Annotated in this window: 23 protein-coding genes; 1 reads left to right on the top strand and 22 read right to left on the bottom strand. The window is 58.5% G+C overall.

Annotated elements, in window-relative coordinates; translation table 11 throughout:
* Positions 1–276 precede the first annotated feature (276 nt).
* The 19 genes from ABTV22_RS07625 to ABTV22_RS07535 all read right to left on the bottom strand — a co-directional run bounded on the left by ABTV22_RS07625 (position 277) and on the right by ABTV22_RS07535 (position 15952).
* Positions 277–1152, bottom strand: a complete 876-nt coding sequence (locus tag ABTV22_RS07625; RefSeq protein WP_433739282.1) for an SMP-30/gluconolactonase/LRE family protein — start codon at positions 1150–1152, stop codon at positions 277–279.
* 129 nt (positions 1153–1281) lie between these two features.
* Complete coding sequence (locus ABTV22_RS07620) at positions 1282–1998, bottom strand: FadR/GntR family transcriptional regulator (RefSeq protein WP_433739281.1); 717 nt, start codon at positions 1996–1998, stop codon at positions 1282–1284.
* Between the two features lie 189 nt (positions 1999–2187).
* Complete coding sequence (locus ABTV22_RS07615; RefSeq protein ID WP_433739280.1) at positions 2188–2748, bottom strand: DUF1285 domain-containing protein; 561 nt, start codon at positions 2746–2748, stop codon at positions 2188–2190.
* 15 nt (positions 2749–2763) lie between these two features.
* A complete protein-coding gene (locus ABTV22_RS07610; RefSeq protein WP_433739279.1) occupies positions 2764–3372 on the bottom strand; it encodes a DUF4823 domain-containing protein in 609 nt (202 codons plus the stop codon).
* Positions 3373–3543: 171 nt separating this feature from the next.
* Positions 3544–4512: a GTP 3',8-cyclase MoaA gene (locus tag ABTV22_RS07605; RefSeq protein WP_433739278.1), complete on the bottom strand. Its 969-nt coding sequence runs from the start codon at positions 4510–4512 to the stop codon at positions 3544–3546.
* Between the two features lie 138 nt (positions 4513–4650).
* A complete protein-coding gene (locus ABTV22_RS07600) occupies positions 4651–5289 on the bottom strand; it encodes a TetR/AcrR family transcriptional regulator (protein ID WP_034149949.1) in 639 nt (212 codons plus the stop codon).
* A 392-nt stretch (positions 5290–5681) separates the two neighbouring features.
* A complete protein-coding gene (locus ABTV22_RS07595; protein WP_433739277.1) occupies positions 5682–6473 on the bottom strand; it encodes a TatD family hydrolase in 792 nt (263 codons plus the stop codon).
* Between the two features lie 14 nt (positions 6474–6487).
* The gene (locus tag ABTV22_RS07590) at positions 6488–6844 is read right to left on the bottom strand and encodes a PilZ domain-containing protein (RefSeq protein ID WP_433739276.1); all 357 of its coding nucleotides are present in this window, start codon (positions 6842–6844) and stop codon (positions 6488–6490) included.
* A 55-nt stretch (positions 6845–6899) separates the two neighbouring features.
* A complete protein-coding gene (locus ABTV22_RS07585; RefSeq protein ID WP_433739275.1) occupies positions 6900–7886 on the bottom strand; it encodes a DNA polymerase III subunit delta' in 987 nt (328 codons plus the stop codon).
* On the bottom strand, positions 7879–8511 hold the full coding sequence (gene tmk / locus ABTV22_RS07580) for a dTMP kinase (RefSeq protein WP_433739274.1): 633 nt from the start codon (positions 8509–8511) through the stop codon (positions 7879–7881). The genes ABTV22_RS07585 and tmk overlap by 8 nt, the downstream gene beginning before the upstream one ends.
* Positions 8512–8530: 19 nt before the next feature.
* Positions 8531–9787: an endolytic transglycosylase MltG gene (mltG, locus tag ABTV22_RS07575; protein WP_433739273.1), complete on the bottom strand. Its 1257-nt coding sequence runs from the start codon at positions 9785–9787 to the stop codon at positions 8531–8533.
* A gap of 3 nt (positions 9788–9790) precedes the next feature.
* Positions 9791–10606 (bottom strand): aminodeoxychorismate lyase, encoded by an 816-nt coding sequence (pabC, locus tag ABTV22_RS07570; RefSeq protein WP_433739272.1) that lies wholly within the window; start codon positions 10604–10606, stop codon positions 9791–9793.
* Positions 10606–11850 (bottom strand): beta-ketoacyl-ACP synthase II, encoded by a 1245-nt coding sequence (gene fabF / locus ABTV22_RS07565; RefSeq protein WP_433739271.1) that lies wholly within the window; start codon positions 11848–11850, stop codon positions 10606–10608. The genes pabC and fabF overlap by 1 nt, the downstream gene beginning before the upstream one ends.
* A 108-nt stretch (positions 11851–11958) precedes the next feature.
* Positions 11959–12195 (bottom strand): acyl carrier protein, encoded by a 237-nt coding sequence (acpP, locus tag ABTV22_RS07560; protein ID WP_007987170.1) that lies wholly within the window; start codon positions 12193–12195, stop codon positions 11959–11961.
* Positions 12196–12391: 196 nt separating this feature from the next.
* Complete coding sequence (gene fabG, locus ABTV22_RS07555; protein WP_433739270.1) at positions 12392–13132, bottom strand: 3-oxoacyl-ACP reductase FabG; 741 nt, start codon at positions 13130–13132, stop codon at positions 12392–12394.
* 16 nt (positions 13133–13148) lie between these two features.
* Positions 13149–14087 (bottom strand): ACP S-malonyltransferase, encoded by a 939-nt coding sequence (gene fabD, locus ABTV22_RS07550; protein WP_433739269.1) that lies wholly within the window; start codon positions 14085–14087, stop codon positions 13149–13151.
* Between the two features lie 126 nt (positions 14088–14213).
* Positions 14214–15224 carry a phosphate acyltransferase PlsX gene (plsX, locus tag ABTV22_RS07545; RefSeq protein WP_433739268.1) on the bottom strand — a complete coding sequence of 337 codons (1011 nt, stop codon included), beginning with the start codon at positions 15222–15224 and terminating at the stop codon, positions 14214–14216.
* Positions 15225–15228: 4 nt separating this feature from the next.
* The gene (gene rpmF, locus ABTV22_RS07540; RefSeq protein WP_003179396.1) at positions 15229–15411 is read right to left on the bottom strand and encodes a 50S ribosomal protein L32; all 183 of its coding nucleotides are present in this window, start codon (positions 15409–15411) and stop codon (positions 15229–15231) included.
* A gap of 13 nt (positions 15412–15424) precedes the next feature.
* Positions 15425–15952 (bottom strand): YceD family protein, encoded by a 528-nt coding sequence (locus ABTV22_RS07535; RefSeq protein ID WP_007942001.1) that lies wholly within the window; start codon positions 15950–15952, stop codon positions 15425–15427.
* 105 nt (positions 15953–16057) lie between these two features.
* Between ABTV22_RS07535 and ABTV22_RS07530 the strand changes: the two genes are divergently transcribed.
* Complete coding sequence (locus ABTV22_RS07530; protein ID WP_433739267.1) at positions 16058–16636, top strand: Maf family protein; 579 nt, start codon at positions 16058–16060, stop codon at positions 16634–16636.
* 81 nt (positions 16637–16717) lie between these two features.
* On the opposite strand, the gene ABTV22_RS07525 is transcribed toward ABTV22_RS07530, so the two are convergent.
* The 3 genes from ABTV22_RS07525 to rluC are packed head-to-tail and all read right to left on the bottom strand — an operon-like array spanning position 16718 to position 19344.
* Positions 16718–17707 (bottom strand): S49 family peptidase, encoded by a 990-nt coding sequence (locus ABTV22_RS07525; RefSeq protein WP_433739266.1) that lies wholly within the window; start codon positions 17705–17707, stop codon positions 16718–16720.
* A 25-nt stretch (positions 17708–17732) separates the two neighbouring features.
* Positions 17733–18395: an HAD-IA family hydrolase gene (locus ABTV22_RS07520; RefSeq protein WP_433739265.1), complete on the bottom strand. Its 663-nt coding sequence runs from the start codon at positions 18393–18395 to the stop codon at positions 17733–17735.
* Positions 18382–19344, bottom strand: a complete 963-nt coding sequence (gene rluC / locus ABTV22_RS07515) for a 23S rRNA pseudouridine(955/2504/2580) synthase RluC (RefSeq protein WP_433739264.1) — start codon at positions 19342–19344, stop codon at positions 18382–18384. The genes ABTV22_RS07520 and rluC overlap by 14 nt, the downstream gene beginning before the upstream one ends.
* Positions 19345–19879: the final 535 nt, after the last annotated feature.

Genomic DNA, 19879 nt, shown 5'->3' with positions numbered 1-19879 from the left:
GACTCCTGTTCGAAAGCACGACGAAAACCGGACACCTGTTGGTGTTCGGTCAAAAGCGCTGGGAAAGAAACAGGCGGGCGCGAAAACGTTTCAGCAAGTGGGCGGTCTGAAACGCTGACTCCATCGAGGAGTGCGGGGGAATATCGCTGCATCACTTCACCTGTTTTGTTTTTTTAAGTGTGAGTGCATGTAACTGAGCGTGGAACGATGGTGCCGACTATAAACCCGACGCCCAAAAAATCTCAATATATAATTTTGTATCCCATATTATGGGATTTAACCCGCAAACCGAGTACACAGCTTGCCGGGGACATCGACAGCAATTGCCAACACCGCTCCATCTAGAGGATGTTCAAGCGGGCTGGCGGCACTGGTGATGTACAGGGTTTTCAGGTCAGCACCGCCGAATACACAACTGGTCGGACGGCTCACAGGCAGTTCGATGACCCGATCGATCTTGCCGTCCGGCGTCAACCTCAGCAGGCAACTGCCATCCCAACGGGCATTCCAAATAAAACCTTCGGCATCCATCGCCGATCCATCCGGGCCACCGCGTCGGTGAGGGCCGAACCAGGTTTGCGCAGGCTCAAGATTGCCGTCAGTGCGAATGAAATGCCGGTACAGCGTGCCGTCGAGGCTGTCGCCGAAATACACGGTGGTGCTGTCTTCACTCCACAGCAGCGTATTGGGAATGCCCAGGCCACGGAGCAACGGCGTCACCCGGGCGTCGCGATCAATGCGGAACAGACCACCGCAACGGCGCTCGATGGGCAAGTCTTCGCCTTGTACACCGATGTTGTTCTGCATAGTGCCGAGCCAGAGCCGGCCGAAGGCATCGCAACGGGCTTCGTTGGCGCGGTTGCCCGGTTGCGGGTCAGCAACACAGAACAAGGTCAGGCGCGGTTCAAGTCCCGGTGAATTCAGATCGAGCCGATATACACCACTGCTTAACGTGACCAGTGCATCGCCACTTGCGCAGGGGATGAACGCCGAGACGTACTCCGGCATCTGCCAGATCTGCACGTTCGCGCCGATCAGCCGTAGAGCCTGCTTGCCAGCGATGTCCACCCAATACAGCGCCTGGGTCGGAGCATCCCAGAACGGGCCTTCGCCGAGTCGGGCGCGGTGTTCAGTGACTGCGGTCCACTCCATGAAACCTCCTTTTTTATTGCTTTTATGTGGGGGCGAGCCTGCTCGCGAAGGCATCGTTGGATTCAACTACTCTGGTACCTGACACATCGCATTCGCGAGCATGCTCGCTCCTACAGGGGTTCATCATTGTCAGCCGGTTTTTTTGTCGGCCATGACCTGAGGGTAATAGCGCTTGATGGCCAGGTCGGCGTTGTCGATCAGGGTCATGCAGGCCCAGACGCCCCGCGCGGAATCTCGCGCAGCGATCGCGTCAGCCATGTCTTTGTGAATGGGCAACGTACGGCGCAGTTCGTCAGGGTCGGCGGCGGAGACTTCGAAACACACCGCCAGCAGTGCGCCGAGGGCCGGGACCATTTGTTCGATGAATTGATTGTGGCTGGCGGCGAGGATGCACTCGTGGAAAAGCTGGTCGGCGCGGTTGTAATCGACGCCGCTGTCCACCGCCCGTTCCAGAGCGTTGTAGGCCAATAGAATCGCGTCCACTTGTGCAACGGTCGCGCGCTCACAGGCCCAGCGCACGGCCATTGGTTCGATGGTGCGGCGCAGGTCGAGCAAATCATCGACGAAATTTTCCGGCAAGCCGCTGCGCGACAACCAGCCCACGACCTGCGGATCGAAGAGGTTCCAGCGACGCACGGGCAACACCCGCGTGCCGACTTTCGGCCCGACTTCGAGCATGCCTTTGGCGACCAGGGTTTTGATGGCTTCGCGGATGACGGTGCGGCTGACACCTAGCTGCTCGCCGAGGTCGGCTTCGACCTTGAGGCTTTCACCCGGTTTGACCTGCCCGGTGGCGATCCAGCAGCCCAGCCAATCGACGGTTGACGCATGAAAACTGCTGGACATGGACACCTCAAAGACGTGTGCGATGGAGGCACACGCTAATCATCATACGATTGGGTGTCAATTTGATTTTCAGGAAAGTACAGATCCCCTGTAGGAGCGAGCCTGCTCGCGATGTGGCCAGCACATTCAACATTGATGCCGCATGTTCGACCGCCATCGCGAGCAGGCTCGCTCCTACAGGGACTTGTGTCAGGGTTCCAGACCAATGGGGAAAAACTCACCGCTGCTCCAGACACCTAGCCAACGCTGCCCGTCGATCTCGCGGGTAACGGCCAGTTCCACCAACTGATAGAACACATTGCGGTGAATCAAGGCTTCGAGGTTGCTGCGCACATGCACGTAAGGGGACGGCTCCTGCGTCTCTGGATCGATCAGCACACGAATCGGGTGCTCGTCCCCCGCGTCGGCAGTCTCATCGACGTTGGTGGTGAAACGCAGGACCTGAGCCTCGCCCTCGCCTTCCACGTCCAGCGCAACGGCCACGAAAGGTGCGTCGTCGACCTTGATGCCGACTTTCTCGACCGGGGTAATGAGGAAATAATCATCGCCGTCGCGGCGAATGATGGTGGAGAACAGCTTGACCATCGGCTTGCGTCCGATCGGTGTACCCAGGTAATACCAGGTGCCATCGCGGGCGATACGCATGTCGATGTCACCGCAGAAATCGGGGTTCCATAGGTGAACCGGCGGCAAGCCTTGGGTCTTGGGGATTTGCCCCAGCAGGTCGTTGGCTTTTTGCGGGCCACTCATGGCGATCTCCTTGGATTACTGGTCGCTGAGCCCCAACAGGCTGCGAGCATATTGCTCCAGCGGCGGGCCCATCAGGTCTTCTGGTTTTTCGTCGTGGAGCGTCAGCAAACCGCCACGACTCTTGATCCGTGCAGTATCAATCAAATACTGGGTGCTGGTCTCGATCAACATGATCTGAATCACGCCGGTGTCGATGCCGAGGCGGTCCAAAGACTCCTGATCCAACCACTCATCCGAGTTGCCGATGCGGTCATCGGACTTGGCGAAGCGGGTATAGAGCAGGTAATGAGCACCGGCTGAGCGGGCTTCGTCCATGGCCTGGTCCAGCCCCAAGGGGGTACGTGCGCGGCGGATCATCGGGAAATATTCGATAAAGCCATCGAAGGCAACTTCGGCGATCACATTGGGGCGTGGGTAAGCGGTGCCGCCTGGCGGCATAAAAGCGCCTTGGGCGATGTAGACGAACGAGTCCGGTTGAATGCGCAGGTTATTCACCCGGCGACTGTCGCTGTGATCCAGAAAGCCGGCGTCGCTCATATGGTAGCGAGCCCCTTCGGCCATATCGCTGACATTCATGCAGCCACCGAGCGCCAAAACGGCCAGCAGCAAAACCAGGCTACGCATCCTATCCTCCAAAGGCCGGTGACGGAAAACCGGCGAATGGCCGTGGGATGCAGCTTTTGCGCCAGCTCGCGATCGTCGGTGCCTGATTGAATGCCTTCGCGGGCAAGCCTCGCTCCTACAGGATGTGCGTAATCCATTGTAGGAGCGAGGCTTGCCCGCGATGAGGCTGGATCAGCCGCCGATGATCTTCATGACGGTCGCGCCACCAGAGAATGCCACTTCCTGCTTGTCACCCAAGGCTTTCACCAGCAGCCGTTGCAATGCGGGTAGCGCTTGATGTCGTGGCTTGTCCAGCAGATCGCCGACATAGTGACGGTTGCTCGACGACAGGCAGCCATGCAGCCATCCCGTGGATGAAAGACGCAGTCGAGAACACGTGCGGCAGAAAGGCACGCTTTCGTTAGCGATCACACCGAAATACCCCAAGCCTGGAATCTCGTAGCGCACCGCTGTTGCATCCACAGGCGCATCAGCCTGCAGATACTCATAGCGTTCGCCAATCAGGCTCAGCAGTTGTTGAAGGCTGACGAACTGTTGCAGGAAGGTATTGGCGTCACTGGCCAGGTGCCCCATGCGCATCAACTCGATAAAACGCAGCTCGTAGCCGCGTTCCAGGCAGTAATCGAGCAACGGCATGACCTGATCGAGGTTCTGACCGCGCAGCGGCACCATGTTGACCTTGATCTTCATGCCGGCCGCACGGGCCTGTTCCATGCCGCCAAGTACGGTCGCCAGGTCGCCGCCACGGGCAATGCTGCGAAAGGCACTGGCGTCCAGGGTATCGAGGGAAACGTTGATGCGCCGGATGCCGGCGTCCACCAGCAGCGGTAGTTTTTTCGCCAGCAATTGACCGTTGGTGGTCAGGCTGATGTCCTCCAGGCCCATCCGCCCGACTGCGGTCATGAAGGTTTCGAGCTTGGGACTGACCAGCGGCTCGCCGCCCGTGATACGCAAGCGCTCGATGCCTGCGGCCTCGATCAGATAGGCCACGCCGCGCGCCATGGCTTCGGCCGACAGTTCATCCTGCGCAGCCACCAGCCGCTTGCCGTTGGGCACGCAGTAGGTACAAGCGTAATTGCAGGCTGAGGTCAGGCTGACCCGCAAATTGCGAAAACGCCTGCCTTGACGGTCAACGATCATGGTCACTCCGGCGAAAGAATATTCGGACCGCCAAAACTTGACTCACAATTCAAGTTTTAGCAAGTCCTAAGCCTGAGTATATTCCTGCGGTAGTGCGCCATGTAACGAAATAATGGCGCCATCAGGCTACTGAATGGTTCAGCTGCTCGGGGTGTCGGTGTCGCGCTTGCGCTTGTTGCCCATACGTACGCCGATGTCCATCAGGAACTGGAAGAAACCTTCCTGATCTTCCAGCACATTGCTCCAGAACGGCGAGTGATACAGCGCCACGGCACCGTGTACCAGCGCCCAGGATGCGCAGTAATGGAAGTAAGGTGGCACGTCTTCGAGCTTGCCTTCGCTGATCCGCCCCTTGATCAACAAAGTCAGGCGTTCGAAGTTCGAGGCGCGGATCTTGTGCAGCTCCTCGATCATCTCCGGCACCTGGTTGCCCTTGACCACCTTTTCTTCCAGACGATCGAACAAGCGATAACGTTGTGGATCACGCATGCGGAATTCGAAATAGGCGCGGGACAGGGCTTCCTTGTCCTTGTCGACGTCGGCGGAGTGCAGCAGTTCGTTCAAATCACGCTCGTAGTCGAGCATCAGGCGCAGGTAGATCTCTGCCTTGGATTTGAAGTGCTTGTAGATGGTGCCTTTGCCGATACCGACGGCATCAGCAATCATCTCGACGGTGACACTGTCTTCACCTTGTTCGAGGAACAGCTTGAGCGCGGTATCGAGAATTTCTTGCTCGCGGCGACGAAACTCACGGACCTTACGAGGTTCTTTATGCATAAGAAAAGGTCTGTAGGGGTCAAAATTCGAAGCCGCGTATTATGCCTAAATTACGCAAAAATGCACGGATCATCCAACCATAACTGTGTTTCTTGAGTATTTCCTGCAGGGTCGCCAGTGGATGAGAACTCTTCTGAAGCGCCTGTATTCCAAATTTGTTTAAAAACCGCGACCGACAAACTGGACTGGGTGAAATACTGATCAATACTTGAACTGTCGGCGGGGCATCTCCCCCAAGTGTCACGCCGGTATTGGTACCAACGGACCGCGTACCATTGTTTTACTCCTAATGGTCTTAACCCGGATTCACCCCCCAGAACCCGGGTTTTTTTTGCCTGCGATTTAAGGGCAAAGCCCCGTAGGAGCTACCGCTGGCTGCGATCTTTGCGGCGCTACGCGGATGCCCTGACACGCGCCAACGGAAACAGCCGCTTGAAATTCTCCGTCGTCTGCTCGGCAAATCGCTCGAAAGACTCACCACGCAACATTGCCAAAAATTCCGCCACTTCCCGCACATACTGCGGCAAGTTCGGCTTGCCGCGATACGGGATCGGCGCCAGGTACGGCGAATCGGTTTCCACGAGCAATCTGTCGGCCGGCACCTTGCTGGCCACATCACGCAACGCATCGGCATTGCGGAATGTGACGATGCCGGACAGGGAAATGTAGTAGCCCATGTCCAGCGCGGCTTTGGCCATGTCCCAGTCCTCCGTGAAGCAATGCAACACGCCTGCCTGGGGCAGCGCCGCTTCACGCAACAGGTTCAAGGTATCGGCGCGGGCGCCGCGAGTGTGGATGATCACCGGCTTGCCGGTCTGCTGCGCGGCTTGCAGGTGCAACTTGAAGGACTCCTGCTGCAACTCGGCCGCTTCAGGCTCGTAGTGATAATCCAGGCCGGTTTCACCGATCGCCACCACACGCGGGTGATTGAGCTCGTGCAGCAACCAATCCAGCGCGGGCGCCGCCCCAGGCTGAACGTCCAAAGGATGCACGCCGACCGAACAATCGACATCGTCGTAGCGTTCGGCCAGGGCTTTGACATCGGCGGCGTTGTCAGCGCTGACGCCGATACACAGAAAGTGCCCTACCCCGCGCTGGCGGGCCGCATCGAGCGCGGCATCCAGGGAGCCGTCGTGGGCGGCAAGGTCGAGACGATCAAGGTGACAATGGGAATCTACGAGCATAAAAGGGCTGCAACTTACATCGTATGGGTGGGACGGTCGGACTTCAGGGCTCCGGCCAGATGGGTTTCGATTCGACTGCGCGCGGTGTTGTCGCCTTCATTGAACTGCACGCCAACCCCGGCGGCGCGATTACCTTGCGCACCCTTCGGGGTGACCCAGGTGACCTTGCCGGCCACAGGGATCTTTTCCGGCTCATCAAATAAGTGCAGCAGCATGAATACCTCATCGCCCAACTTGTAACTTTTGTTGGTCGGGATAAACAGGCCGCCGTTCTTGATGAACGGTATATAGGCCGCGTAAAGCACGGACTTGTCCTTGATGGTCAGGGACAATATACCGTTACGTGGCCCCGGGCTGACTGATTCCTTCATGCTGACCTCCACTGCTGAGCTCCTCTAGCGACAATCGGAGTCTAGGTGCAGACGGTTATCTCTGGGCAGGTAACGTCGCCCATTGCACCAGCAACGCCTCCAGCAGCAACACTCGATTGAGGTTGGCTTTGCTCAACACTTTCTGGCGTTGTGCAAGGATCCAGTCCTGAATATCCAGGACCTTGCCCTGGCCGGTTTTCTGCGCCAGGTATTGAATGACTTTGCGCATATCCGCAAGCCCCAGGCCTTCTTCATCCTGGGTCAGTTGATAACGAAGGATCAGGCTCGACCAGTCGCAGAACCAGTCGAACAACAGCAACAACGGGATCGCATTCCAACCTTCGGCCAGTTGTGTCGGCGACTGTTGCTGCTTGAGCAGTTTCTTCACGCCATCGACCACTTGCGCACGCTGTTCGCGAACACCTTGGGCGTGCAGATTGACGGCAGCCAACGGAGAGCCGGCCGCCAGGGTCAGCAATTCGATTCGCTCTTCTTCGGAACAGTCCGGGAGCGCCTTGGCCAACCACGCCAGACTCACGGCCTCGCTCGGCAGCGGACAAGCCTGCTGCACGCAGCGACTCTTGATGGTTGGCAGCAGACGGCTGGGCTGATGGCTGACCAACAGCAAGACCGTGTCGCCGGAAGGCTCCTCAAGGCTTTTGAGCAAGGCGTTAGCGGCGTTGATGTTCATCGACTCGACCGGCTCGATCAGCACCACTTTGCGTCCACCCAGCTGTGCCGTCTGGACCACGAAGCTGACCAGATCACGGACCTGGTCGACCTTGATGGCCTTGTCGGCCTCCTCCGGCTCCAGAATGTAGTTATCGGGGTGACTACCCGCCTTGAGCAACAGGCAGGACTTGCATTCGCCACAGGCGCCCTGCGCCGTTGGGCGCTGGCACAACAGGCTCGCCATCAAGCGCTCGGCCAGGGCCCGCTTGCCGATTCCGGCCGGACCATGCAGCAAATAGGCATGAGCATGCTGCTTACGGCCCGCCAACTGCTGCCACAGACTGTCCTGCCACGGATAGGCTTCAGCCACGGCTCAACTCCAGCAAGCGCGGCAACAAGGCATCGAGGGATTGTTGAACCTGCGTCAATGGCTGCGCGGCATCGACCAGCACATAACGCGCCGGTTCCGCGGCCGCGCGCTTGAGGAAGGCGCTACGCACGGCATCGAAAAAGGTCCGGCCTTCGAGTTCGAAGCGATCCAGGCGCCCCCGGGCACTGGCGCGGGCCAGCCCCACTTCCACCGGCAAATCGAAAATCAGCGTCAGATCAGGACGCAGATCGCCCTGCACAAAAGTTTCCAGCGTAGCGATACGCTCCAGTGACAAGCCGCGACCACCGCCCTGGTAGGCGTACGTCGAATCAGTGAAACGATCGCACAGCACAACCGCACCGCGGGCCAGGGCCGGGCGAATCACTTCGGCCAGGTGCTGGGCCCGCGCCGCGAACACCAGCAGCAACTCCGTATCCGGATTCATGACTTCATCGACTGGCGCCAACAGCACCTCGCGGATGCGTTCGGCCAGTGGCGTGCCACCCGGTTCGCGGGTCAGCACCACCTCGATACCTACGGCGCGAAGGCGCTCGGCCAGGTATTCGCGATTGGTGCTCTTGCCGGCGCCTTCCGGGCCTTCCAGAGTAATAAACAAGCCAGTCACAGGCAGTCCTTAGTCAGATTCATTGCGGGCTTTGCGGTGCATTTGCTGCCGGCCCGGAGGCTGATGCGGGTGCAGATTCAGGCACGGGCTCCTGAGGTTGTACCGGCGGCTGAGCCTCGGGCGTGGTATTGGGCGAAACGGCCGGGATAGGAGCCTGATCCTGCTCTACCTGGGGTTCGGGATCTGGAGTGTCCGAGGCTGGAGCTTGCGCAGCCTGGGTTTGCGGAGTCTCGGACGCATTGACCGGTGCCGGGCTGGAACGATAGTCGGCGCGACGCTTGAGCTGGTATTCACGCACCGCATTATTGTGGGCGTCCAGATCATCGGAGAACACGTGGCTACCATCTCCGCGCGCCACGAAGTAAAGGCTATTGCCGGCCACCGGGTTCAACGCCGCATGGATCGCTTCGCGGCCGACCATCGCAATCGGGGTCGGCGGCAGGCCCGCAATCACATAGGTGTTGTAAGGCGTCGGTTCCTTGAGATGAGCGCGGGTCAATTTGCCGCTGTAGCGATCACCAAGGCCATAGATCACCGTCGGGTCGGTCTGCAGTAACATGCCGATCGCCATGCGCCGCACAAATACGCCGGCAATCTGCCCACGCTCCTGTGGCACGCCGGTTTCCTTCTCCACCAGCGAAGCCATGATCAGGGCTTGATAGGGATCGGTGTAAGGCACGTCCGCCGCACGCTGATTCCACTCTTTGGCCAGCACTTCGTCGAGGCGGTCGTAGGCTGTTTTCAACAGCTCGACGTCCGTCATGCCGCGCACGAAGCGGTAGGTGTCAGGGAAGAATCGCCCTTCAGGGAAAACCCCGGCATGACCAAGCTTGTCCATGACCTGGCTGTCGCTCAAACCTTCAAGGGTACGATCAAGCTTGTCCTCTTTGGCGAGCGCCGCGCGGACCTGATGGAAATTCCAGCCTTCGACCAGCGTCAGGCTGTACTGCACCATTTCTCCACGCTTCCACAGTTCGATCAGACCTTCGACGGTCATGCCGGGAACCATGCGGTATTCACCGCTGTGCAGCGGTTGTTTAGGCAAATTGAAGCGCCAGTACACCCGCAGCCAGAAAGCGTCCTTGATAAGGCCATCAGCCTCAAGTCGCAGGAAGGTGCGATTCGGCGTGGTGCCTTTGGGCACCTCCAGCAGTTCTTCCTGTGTGATATTCAACGGCTGCACCAGCGCCGAATGAATTTTCCAGGCGGAAGCACCCAACATCAGCCCCGCCAGAACCAGTCCGGTTTCCAGCAGCAGCAAGAATTTACGTCTCACGTATCAAGCATCCAGTAGCGCACGGGCAATGGTTTGGAGTTTACGGGTGAGCGGCCCAACCGACCAGCTCAGTGCTGCATAGGTGTGGACCGGCCAAATGCCATAAACGCTGTTGCAGGCAAAGACTTCATCGGCGCTTTGCAGCTGTTCGAGGGTGATGTCGGTGATTTTCGTGGGAATGCCCAAAGATTCGGCCTGAGACAATAACTCGGCACGCATCACACCTTCTACGCCGCACAAGCTCAAATCCGCTGTGATCAACACACCGTCACGCACCAGAAAAATGTTGCTGAACACACCCTCGATCACGCGACCGGCCTGATCGAGCATCAAGCCTTCGGCATGCGCGGTGTCCTGCCATTCGGCGCGCGCCATCACCTGCTCAAGACGGTTCAAATGTTTGAGACCGGCAAGAAGGGGCTGAAAGGACAGTCGTGTGGTGCACGGGAACAGGCGAATGCCCTGTTCTGCATGGACGTGCGGGTAAACCGCAGGAGGATTACCCGACAGGATACGACGGGCCGGGGCCGAAGGATCGAAAGCGTAACCACGCTGGCTGTCGCCGCGAGTAACGATCAGTTTGAGCACGCCTTCTTTCAGTTGCTCGGCATAGGTCAACACTTCTGCGACCACGGCACCATGATCCAGATTGATTGCCAACCGCCGGCAGCCCTTGGTCAACCGAACCATATGACGATCCAGCAGGACTGGAAAGCCATCATGCACGGCGATCGTCTCGAACAGACCATCACCGTAAGCCAGGCCGCGATCCTTCAGCGACAACGCGTCAGCCGGCTGACCGTCGACCCAGCTGTCCATCAGCCTTCGAACCGACGGAACACCAGCGAGCCGTTGGTGCCACCAAAACCGAACGAGTTGGACAGGACCACATCGATATCCATATTGCGCGCCGTGTGCGGCACGAAATCGAGATCGCAGCCTTCATCCGGCTCATCGAGGTTGATGGTCGGTGGCGCTACCTGGCTGTTGATCGCCAGCACGCTGAAGATCGCTTCGACGGCGCCCGCCGCACCCAAAAGGTGACCGGTCATGGACTTGGTCGAACTGACGGCCAGCTTGTAGGCGTGATCACCGAACACCGACCTGATTGCATTGGCTTCGGCGAGGTCGCCTGCTGGGGTCGAAGTACCGTGGGCGTTGATGTACTGGACCTGGTCGCCATTGATCCTGGCGTCGCGCAAGGCATTGGTCATGCAGCGTGCAGCTCCGCCACCATCGGCAGGTGGCGAAGTCATGTGGAAAGCATCGCCACTGGTGCCGAAGCCGATCAGTTCGGCATAGATGGTCGCGCCGCGGGCCTTGGCGTGCTCCAGCTCTTCCAGAACCAAGGCACCTGCGCCATCGGAGAGCACGAAGCCATCACGGCCTTTGTCCCATGGACGGCTGGCGCGGGTCGGCTCGTCATTGCGGGTCGACAGTGCGCGGGACGCACCGAAGCCGCCCATGCCCAGACCGCAGGCTGCCATCTCGGCACCACCGGCAATCATCACGTCGGCTTCGTCGTACATGATGTTGCGAGCGGCCATGCCAATGCAGTGTGTACCGGTGGTACAGGCAGTGGCGATGGCGTAGTTAGGCCCCTGTGCACCCAGATGGATGGACAGGAAACCGGAAATCATATTGATGATCGAGCCGGGTACGAAAAACGGAGAAATCCGTCGCGGACCGGTCTCATGCAGCGTACGGCTGGTTTCTTCGATATTGGTCAGTCCGCCAATACCCGAGCCCATGGCCACGCCGATACGCTCGCGGTTGGCGTCAGTGACTTCCAGACCGGCATTGCGTACTGCCTGAAAACCTGCGGCCAGGCCGTACTGAATGAACAGGTCGAGCTTGCGGGCTTCCTTGACCGACAGGTACTCCTCGACATTGAAGCCCTTTACCGAGCCGCCAAAACGGGTGGAATAGGCAGAAAGGTCGGTGTGTTCGATCAGACCAATGCCACTGCGGCCAGCCAGAATGCCCTGCCAGCTGCTTGGCACATCCGTGCCCAGTGGCGACAACATACCCATACCGGTGACTACGACGCGTCTACGCGACACAGCACTCTCCTTTTTTCAAATGACGACTTTGCATCAGGCCTAAAGAAAAAACCGCACGCCATGTGGCAGTGCGGTTTTTCCATGACAGCGAGCAACGATTACAAACTATTACGCCTGGTGGGCAGTAACGTAATCGATAGCAGCTTGTACAGTAGTGATCTTCTCGGCTTCTTCGTCAGGGATTTCGGTCTCGAATTCCTCTTCCAGAGCCATCACCAGCTCAACGGTGTCAAGGGAGTCAGCACCCAGGTCTTCAACGAAGGAAGCAGTGTTGACCACTTCTTCTTCTTTAACGCCCAGTTGCTCGGCAACGATTTTCTTGACGCGCTCTTCGATGGTGCTCATACCTTGTTTTCACTCCTAATGGACAAATTCAGGCAGCTGGCCAGTGGGTAAGTGTATAGAAAGGCTTTTCAGCTTTTCAACTGAAAGCTTCACTCCTCAAACCCTGCAGCCCTCTGCCTATAAATAGATTGCAGCTTTATAACGGATTTTAGACAGCTCGTATGACATTTTTTTGAAGCAATCCGTCACATTTAACTTACATGTACATCCCGCCGTTCACCGGGATTGTAGCCCCGGTCACGTAGGCTGCACCGTCGGACGCAAGAAAAGCGACCACGGACGCGATCTCTTGAGCTTGCCCCAGACGACCCAGCGGAATCTGCGTTTGCAAGGCTTCACGCTGCGCTTCCGGCAGTTCACGAGTCATATCGGTATCGATGAACCCTGGGGTCACCGAGTTGACCGTAATCGAACGCGAACCGACTTCACGCGCCAGCGCTCGGCTGAAACCTTCCAGACCGGCCTTGGCGGCGGCATAGTTTACTTGGCCTGCGTTGCCCATGGCACCCACAACCGAACCAATACTGATAATTCGTCCCCAACGGGCCTTGGTCATGCCGCGCAAAACGCCCTTGGACAGGCGATACAGACTGTTCAGATTGGTATCGACCACGTCATACCATTCGTCGTCTTTCATACGCATCATCAGGTTATCGCGGGTGATACCGGCATTGTTGACCAGAATCGCCGGTGCACCGAATTGCTCCTGGATGCTTGCCAGGACAGCCGACACGGATTCGTCGTTGGTGACATTGAGCTCCAGGCCAGTGCCTTGAATGCCGTTTTCCTTCAGGGTGGCGGCAATGCGCTCGGCCCCCGAGGCGGAGGTCGCGGTGCCAACAACAATGGCGCCCTGACGACCCAGTTCCAGGGCGATAGCCTGGCCGATACCGCGGCTCGCACCGGTGACCAGTGCAACTTTACCTTGCAGACTCATGCAAGTTTCTCCTGATTCAGGCCAGCGCTGCACGGGCGGCAGCGAAAGCATCTGGGGTATTGAGGTTGGAAGTCGATACGCCGTCGGCGCAGCGCTTGTTCAGACCAGCGAGCACTTTGCCTGGGCCGCACTCGACCAGGTTGGTCGCGCCCTTGGCTGCCAGCGCCTGGACCGATTCGACCCAGCGCACAGGCTTGTAAAGCTGCTCAAGCAGATCACGCTTGAGGGTTTCCAGATCGGCAGGCACATCGGCACTGACGTTCTGCACCACAGGAATCTGTGGCGCCTGCCAGTTGATCGCGGCGACCGATTCGGCAAAACGCTCGGCGGCTGGACGCATCAGCTCACAATGGGATGGCACGCTGACCGGCAATGGCATGGCGCGCTTGGCACCGCGCGCCTTGCAGCCTTCGATGGCGCGCTCGACCGCAGCCTTGGCACCGGCGATCACCACCTGGCCTGGGGAGTTGAAGTTGACCGCACTGACCACTTCGCCTTGCGCCGCTTCGGCACAGGCGGCGATAACATCGGCATCGTCCAGACCCAGGATGGCAGCCATCCCGCCCTGCCCGGCCGGTACGGCTTCCTGCATCAGCTTGCCACGGGTTTCAACCAGCTTCACTGCCTCACCCAGGCTCAGACTGCCTGCGGCGACCAATGCGCTGTATTCACCCAGGCTGTGACCAGCCACATAAGCAGGACGCGCGCCACCTTCAGCCAGCCACAGGCGCCACAAAGCGATCGAGGCGGTCAAAATGGCAGGCTGGGTTTTATCGGTTTGATTGAGTTGCTCTTCCGGCCCTTGCTGGGTCAGTGCCCACAGGTCATAACCCAAAGCATCGGAAGCTTCTTTGAATGTTTCGAGGACAACCGGATGTTGCGCGCCCAACTCGGCCAGCATGCCGAGGGACTGCGAACCTTGTCCCGGAAAGACGAATGCGAGGGAAGCAGACATGTAACAAGCCCCTAATGATCTTGTCGTCGGAGAATTGACGCCCCGCCTTTGGGGACGCAAGAAACTGACAGTTGGATGGCCAAATGAACAGAGCGGTCACATTTAAGCATTGTCCGACGAAAACGCCTAAAGCAACAAATCCTCCAGACGACCGTGGATGCGTTCCGGCAGGTTTTCCTGAATCTCGATCAAAGCGCGGGAAATGGCACTCTGAAACCCCTGCACGCCGGCAGAACCATGGCTTTTCACCACAATCCCCTGCAAACCAAGGAAACTGGCGCCGTTATGCCGCGCGGGCGCCAGGTCAGCCTGCAGACGCTTCATCAACGGCAAGGCCAGTGCACCGACCATGCGCGATGGCAGGCTTTTCTTGAATAATGCCTCGATGCGCCCGGCAATCATGGTCGCCAGCCCTTCGCTGGACTTGAGCAAAATGTTGCCGACAAAACCGTCACACACCACCACATCCGCCTCGCCGCGATACAAGCCGTCACCTTCGACAAAACCGATGTAGTTGATGCCACGAGCACTCTGTAGCAAGGTGGCGGCCAGCTTCACTTGCTGGTTACCCTTGATGTCTTCGGTGCCAATATTGAGCAAGGCCACCCGCGGGCGAACGATGCCCAGGGTTTCGGCCGCCACTGACCCCATCACCGCAAACTGCAACAGATGCTCGGCACTGCAATCGACATTGGCCCCCAGATCCAGCAACTGGCAATAGCCCTTCTGCGTGGGGATTGCCGCCACCATGGCCGGGCGGTCGATGCCTGGCAATGTCTTGAGCACGAACCGCGACAACGCCATCAGCGCACCCGTATTGCCGGCACTGACACACGCCTGAACCTTATCGTCGCGCAATAACTCAAGCGCCACGCGCATCGACGAGTCAGGCTTTGCGCGCAAGGCCTGGGCAGGTTTTTCGTCCATGGTGATGACTTCGGACGCCGGAGCAATCGACAGGCGCGCGCGATCCACAGCCGGTTGGCCAGCGATCAATTCTTCAAGGAGGGAGGGTTGACCGACGAGGGTCAGGTGCAGCGAGGGGGTTGCAGACAGGCAAGCGAGACTGGCCTGAACAATGCTGCGGGGACCGAAGTCCCCGCCCATTGCGTCAATCGCGATGACTTGAGCGGACAAGTGATTACTCGTCAGCGCCCTTGTCGATCACTTTACGGCCACGGTATACGCCTTCTGGCGATACGTGGTGACGCAGGTGAACTTCACCGGTGGTTTTTTCTACAGACAGAGTGCTAGCCTCGAGAGCGTCGTGCGAACGGCGCATGTCACGGGCAGAGCGGGATTTTTTGTTCTGCTGAACAGCCATAATTGATTAACTCCTAAACGTTTGGGTCACGCTTTAACTGCGCCAATACACTGAACGGGTTGGACCGCGTTACCTCGTCCTCGCTCGGTTCGGGCTCATCTGCTCCCGCCGGCTGCTGGCATTCTTCCGGATGATGAGCAGGCACAATGGGCAAGGCGAGCAGAAGCTCCTCCTCGATCAGTGACTGCAGATCCAAAGGATCTTCGCCCAGTTCCAGCACGTCATAACCTTTCGGCAACGACTGGGTATTCGCACCCTCCTTCACCACAGCATAACTGCATTCGCTATGGATCGGCAGGGTGACCAGCTCAAGACAACGCTGGCAAACCATTTTGACTTCAGTGTCGATAAAGCTGTGGATCACCACAGATTTACGTTCATCTCGTTCAAAAACGAATTTAGCCTGCACCGTACCGACATTGTCGGAAAGCGGGTCGCAGAGTCTCTCCAAATCGGCCAGCAGCATTTCACCTTGAAGGGTGGTGCCACGGTCAGCCAATTTGCGCGGGTCAACGTGAGGTGGAATCGGGTCATTCAACATAGGCGCAGCATTATAGGGATGCCCCCGCCCATGTCAAAGGAAATTCAGCCCTGTCGGTCACTTGCAAGCCCCGTTAAAATCCGCATTCGCCTTCAGGAGCTGCCCATGCTGCCTTTAATACTCGCTTCCAGCTCGACCTATCGCCGGGATTTGCTGGCCCGCCTGCAACTGCCGTTCACCTGCAGCTCACCGGATATCGACGAAAGCCACCGCCCGGGGGAGTCCGCCGTTGATCTGGTCAAACGCCTCGCCGAGGAAAAAGCACGAGCGCTGGCCAGCCTTCACACCGCCCATCTGATCATTGGCTCCGACCAGGTTGCCGTGCTCGGCGAGAGGATCATCGGCAAGCCCCACACCTTCGAAAAGGCCCGGGAGCAGCTATTGGCGGCCAGTGGCACCCGCGTGACCTTCCTGACTGGCCTGGCACTACTCAACAGCCACACCGGACATTGCCAGGTCGACTGCGTGCCTTTCACCGTGCACATGCGCACGCTCGACACCACGCGCATCGAGCGCTACCTGCACGCAGAACAACCCTACGATTGCGCAGGCAGCTTCAAGGCCGAAGGCCTGGGGGTGAGCCTGTTTCAAAGCACCGAGGGCCCTGACGCCACCAGCCTCGTCGGCCTACCACTGATACGTCTGGTCGACATGTTGCTGGCCGAAGGTGTGCAAATCCCCTGAAAAGCAAAAGATCGCAGCCTTCGGCAGCTCCTACAGGTGATTTGTGTAGGAGCTGCCGAAGGCTGCGATCTTTTAGGACTTTCAGCGCAACGATGGACCGTTAAACCCCATCCACATCGCCAGATGCTCGGCCACGCTGGCACCGAGCTTCTTCGAGAAGCGATCGAATGGCGACTCCTGAACAGTGAAGTCCACCAGCTCTTTTTCGCCAATCACATCACGGGCAACCGAGCTTGCATTACCCAGACCATCAATCAACCCCAACGGCAGCGCCTGCTCGCCAGACCAGACCAGCCCGGAGAACAACTCCGGATGCTCCTTATCCTTCAGCCGATCGCCACGACCCTGCTTGACGCTGTTGATGAACTGTTTATGCGTGGTGTCGAGCACACCCTGCCAGAAAGCGGTTTCTTCCGGTTTCTGCGGCTGGAATGGATCGAGGAACGATTTGTGCTCACCGGAATTGTAGGTACGACGCTCAACGCCCAGCTTCTCCATGGTACCGACAAAGCCGTAGCCGGCCGCGGTCACACCGATAGACCCCACCAGGCTCGCCTTGTCGGCGTAGATCTGATCGGCCGCACTGGCGATGTAATAGGCACCGGAGGCACCGAGATCGGAAATCACCGCATACAGCTTGATATCCGGGTGAAGCCCGCGCAAACGGCGGATTTCATCATAGACATACCCCGACTGTACCGGACTACCGCCCGGACTGTTGATTCTCAGGATAATGCCCTTGACCTTTTCATCTTCAAAAGCAGCACGCAGGCTGCCGACGATGTTGTCGGCGCTGGCCGGTTCCTTGTCGGCGATCATGCCAGTCACGTCGATCAGCGCCGTGTAGTTGCCACTGCGGGTAGCGGCTTTTTCCATGTCCATCAGCGGCGAGAACAGCGCCAGCGCGATAAACAGGTACACGAACGTCAGCAGCTTGAAGAAAATCCCCCAGCGACGGGACCGACGCTGCTCCTGAACACTCGCCAGGAGTGTCTTTTCCAGCAGCTTCCAGCTTTTTTCGTCACCGTTTTCTGCGCTCGCCTTGGCGGGCGCTTTCCATTCGTCGGCCATGCCATCTACCCCAGCAAAAAACGTATTAAGCCCGCTGACTCAGCCAGGCATGCAATTCTGAAAAACGATCGATGGCCAGCCGCGGCTCGAACAGCTTCAGCGCCTCGATCGACTGGGCACCGTAGCTCACCGCCACCGAGTCCATGCCGGCATTGCGAGCCATCTGCAAATCGAACGACGAGTCACCCACCATCAGCGCCTGCTCCGGGCGAACCTCGCAATGGGCCAGGATCTGCTCAAGCATCAGCGGATGCGGCTTGCTGGCAGTCTCATCAGCTGCGCGGGTGATATCGAAGTAATCTTCCCAGCCGTGAGACTTCAGCACCCGGTCCAGCCCGCGCCGTGCCTTGCCGGTCGCGACAGCCAGATGATAACCCTCGACCCGAAACGCCTCGAGTGATTCGGCAACCCCTTCAAACAACGGCGAAGGGGTCGCCTCGGAAGCAATGTAGTGATCCGCATAGTGCTGACGGAACGCCACCAGCTCAGCATCACCGATTTCGGGATACAACGTACGAATGGCTTCCGGCAACCCCAGACCGATAATGCCCTTGACGGCAAAATCATCGCGCAACGCAAAACCGGATCGCTCGGACGCCACGTGCATCGCCTCGACAATCCGACCAATGGAATCGGCCAGCGTGCCGTCCCAATCGAAAATCAACAGCTTGTAGTCAGATGGGTGCACTCAGGCGCTCCACGGTTTTGGCCCACATCTCATCGACCGGCGCCTGAAGCTTCAGTTCGCCGCCATCGGGCAGCGGCACGGTGAGCATGTAAGCGTGCAGGAACAAACGCTTGCCGCCCAGATCACGAATTTCTTTGCTGAAATCGTCATCCCCGTACTTGGTGTCGCCGGCGATACAGTGCCCGGCGTGCAGGGTATGGACGCGAATCTGGTGAGTTCGACCGGTGATCGGCTTGGCCTCGATCATGGTGGCAAAATCACCGAAGCGACGCAGGACCTTGAACACGGTCACAGATTCCTTGCCCTCCTCCTCGTCGACCTCGACCATACGCTCACCGGAGCGCAGATTGCTCTTGCCCAGCGGCGCACGAACCTGCTTGATCGAAGAGGCCCAGTTACCACGAACCAGCGCCATGTAGCGCTTGTCGACACCATCACCACGCAATGCCGTGTGCAAATGGCGCAACATGCTGCGCTTTTTGGCAATCATCAGCAGGCCGGAGGTGTCACGGTCGAGACGGTGAACCAGCTCAAGCTCCTTGCAATCCGGACGCAACTGGCGAAGAGCCTCGATCACCCCAAAACTCAGGCCACTGCCGCCGTGAACGGCGATGCCGCAAGGTTTGTTGATCACGATAAGCGCCTTGTCCTCATAGACAATCGAGGCTTCGAGCCGCTGCAGCAGCCCTTGGGCAAGCGGTACCGGCTCGTCACGCTCAGGCACACGAACCGGTGGCACGCGCACGACATCGCCCGCCTGCAGCTTGTATTCGGGCTTGATCCGCCCCTTGTTCACTCGCACTTCGCCTTTGCGCAAAATGCGGTAAATCAAAGTCTTGGGCACGCCTTTTAGCCGAGCGAGAAGGAAGTTATCAATACGTTGGCCGGCATATTCCGGCGAGACCTCAAGCAGTTGTACGCCTGGAGTCGGGGGGGTAGTCGTCGTCATGGCGCGGATGATATCAATTTTTTATGGAATTGAAGCACTTAATCATTACTGCTATAGTCGCGAACGCCGCCAAAAGCGGCCTGGACAGCGGACCAACGGTCAAAAACCGACCCTGACCAACGCAATTCACCAGGACGCGAGGCCGTCCTACGGGGCTTTCGCTACGTAACGGTGGAGTTTGCAGGTGTAACGAGCGCAGGTGACATGAGGCCTGAATCACGCCGCAAAGCAGAGTTTCCACTCGCCACGCGAGCCAATATTCACGGCCAGTTCACAAAGTGCAGTCAGCTGCAAATGACCCCGAGCGAACGCTTCGGAAACAACGCCTAAATTAGCCATGATGCGTGACCTCCCCTTTCGGAGCTCACGGTAAATGCCAACCCGCTGCGGATTCTGCGCGCGGCAGCACCCGAATTATCAGGGATACGTGTAGGGTGGAGATGCACAACCGCTGGACTGTGTAGCAATAGGCTTTATCAAGACGCTTCATCTCGTCCACAGCCGCCGGTTGATTCCTCCTCCTGACTGAGTGCTT

The sequence above is a fragment of the Pseudomonas putida genome (assembly GCF_050990305.1).
Classification (GTDB): Bacteria; Pseudomonadota; Gammaproteobacteria; order Pseudomonadales; family Pseudomonadaceae; genus Aquipseudomonas; species Aquipseudomonas putida_AH.
Note: the sequence above shows the minus strand (reverse complement) of the source record. Positions and strands in the feature narration are given on the sequence as shown.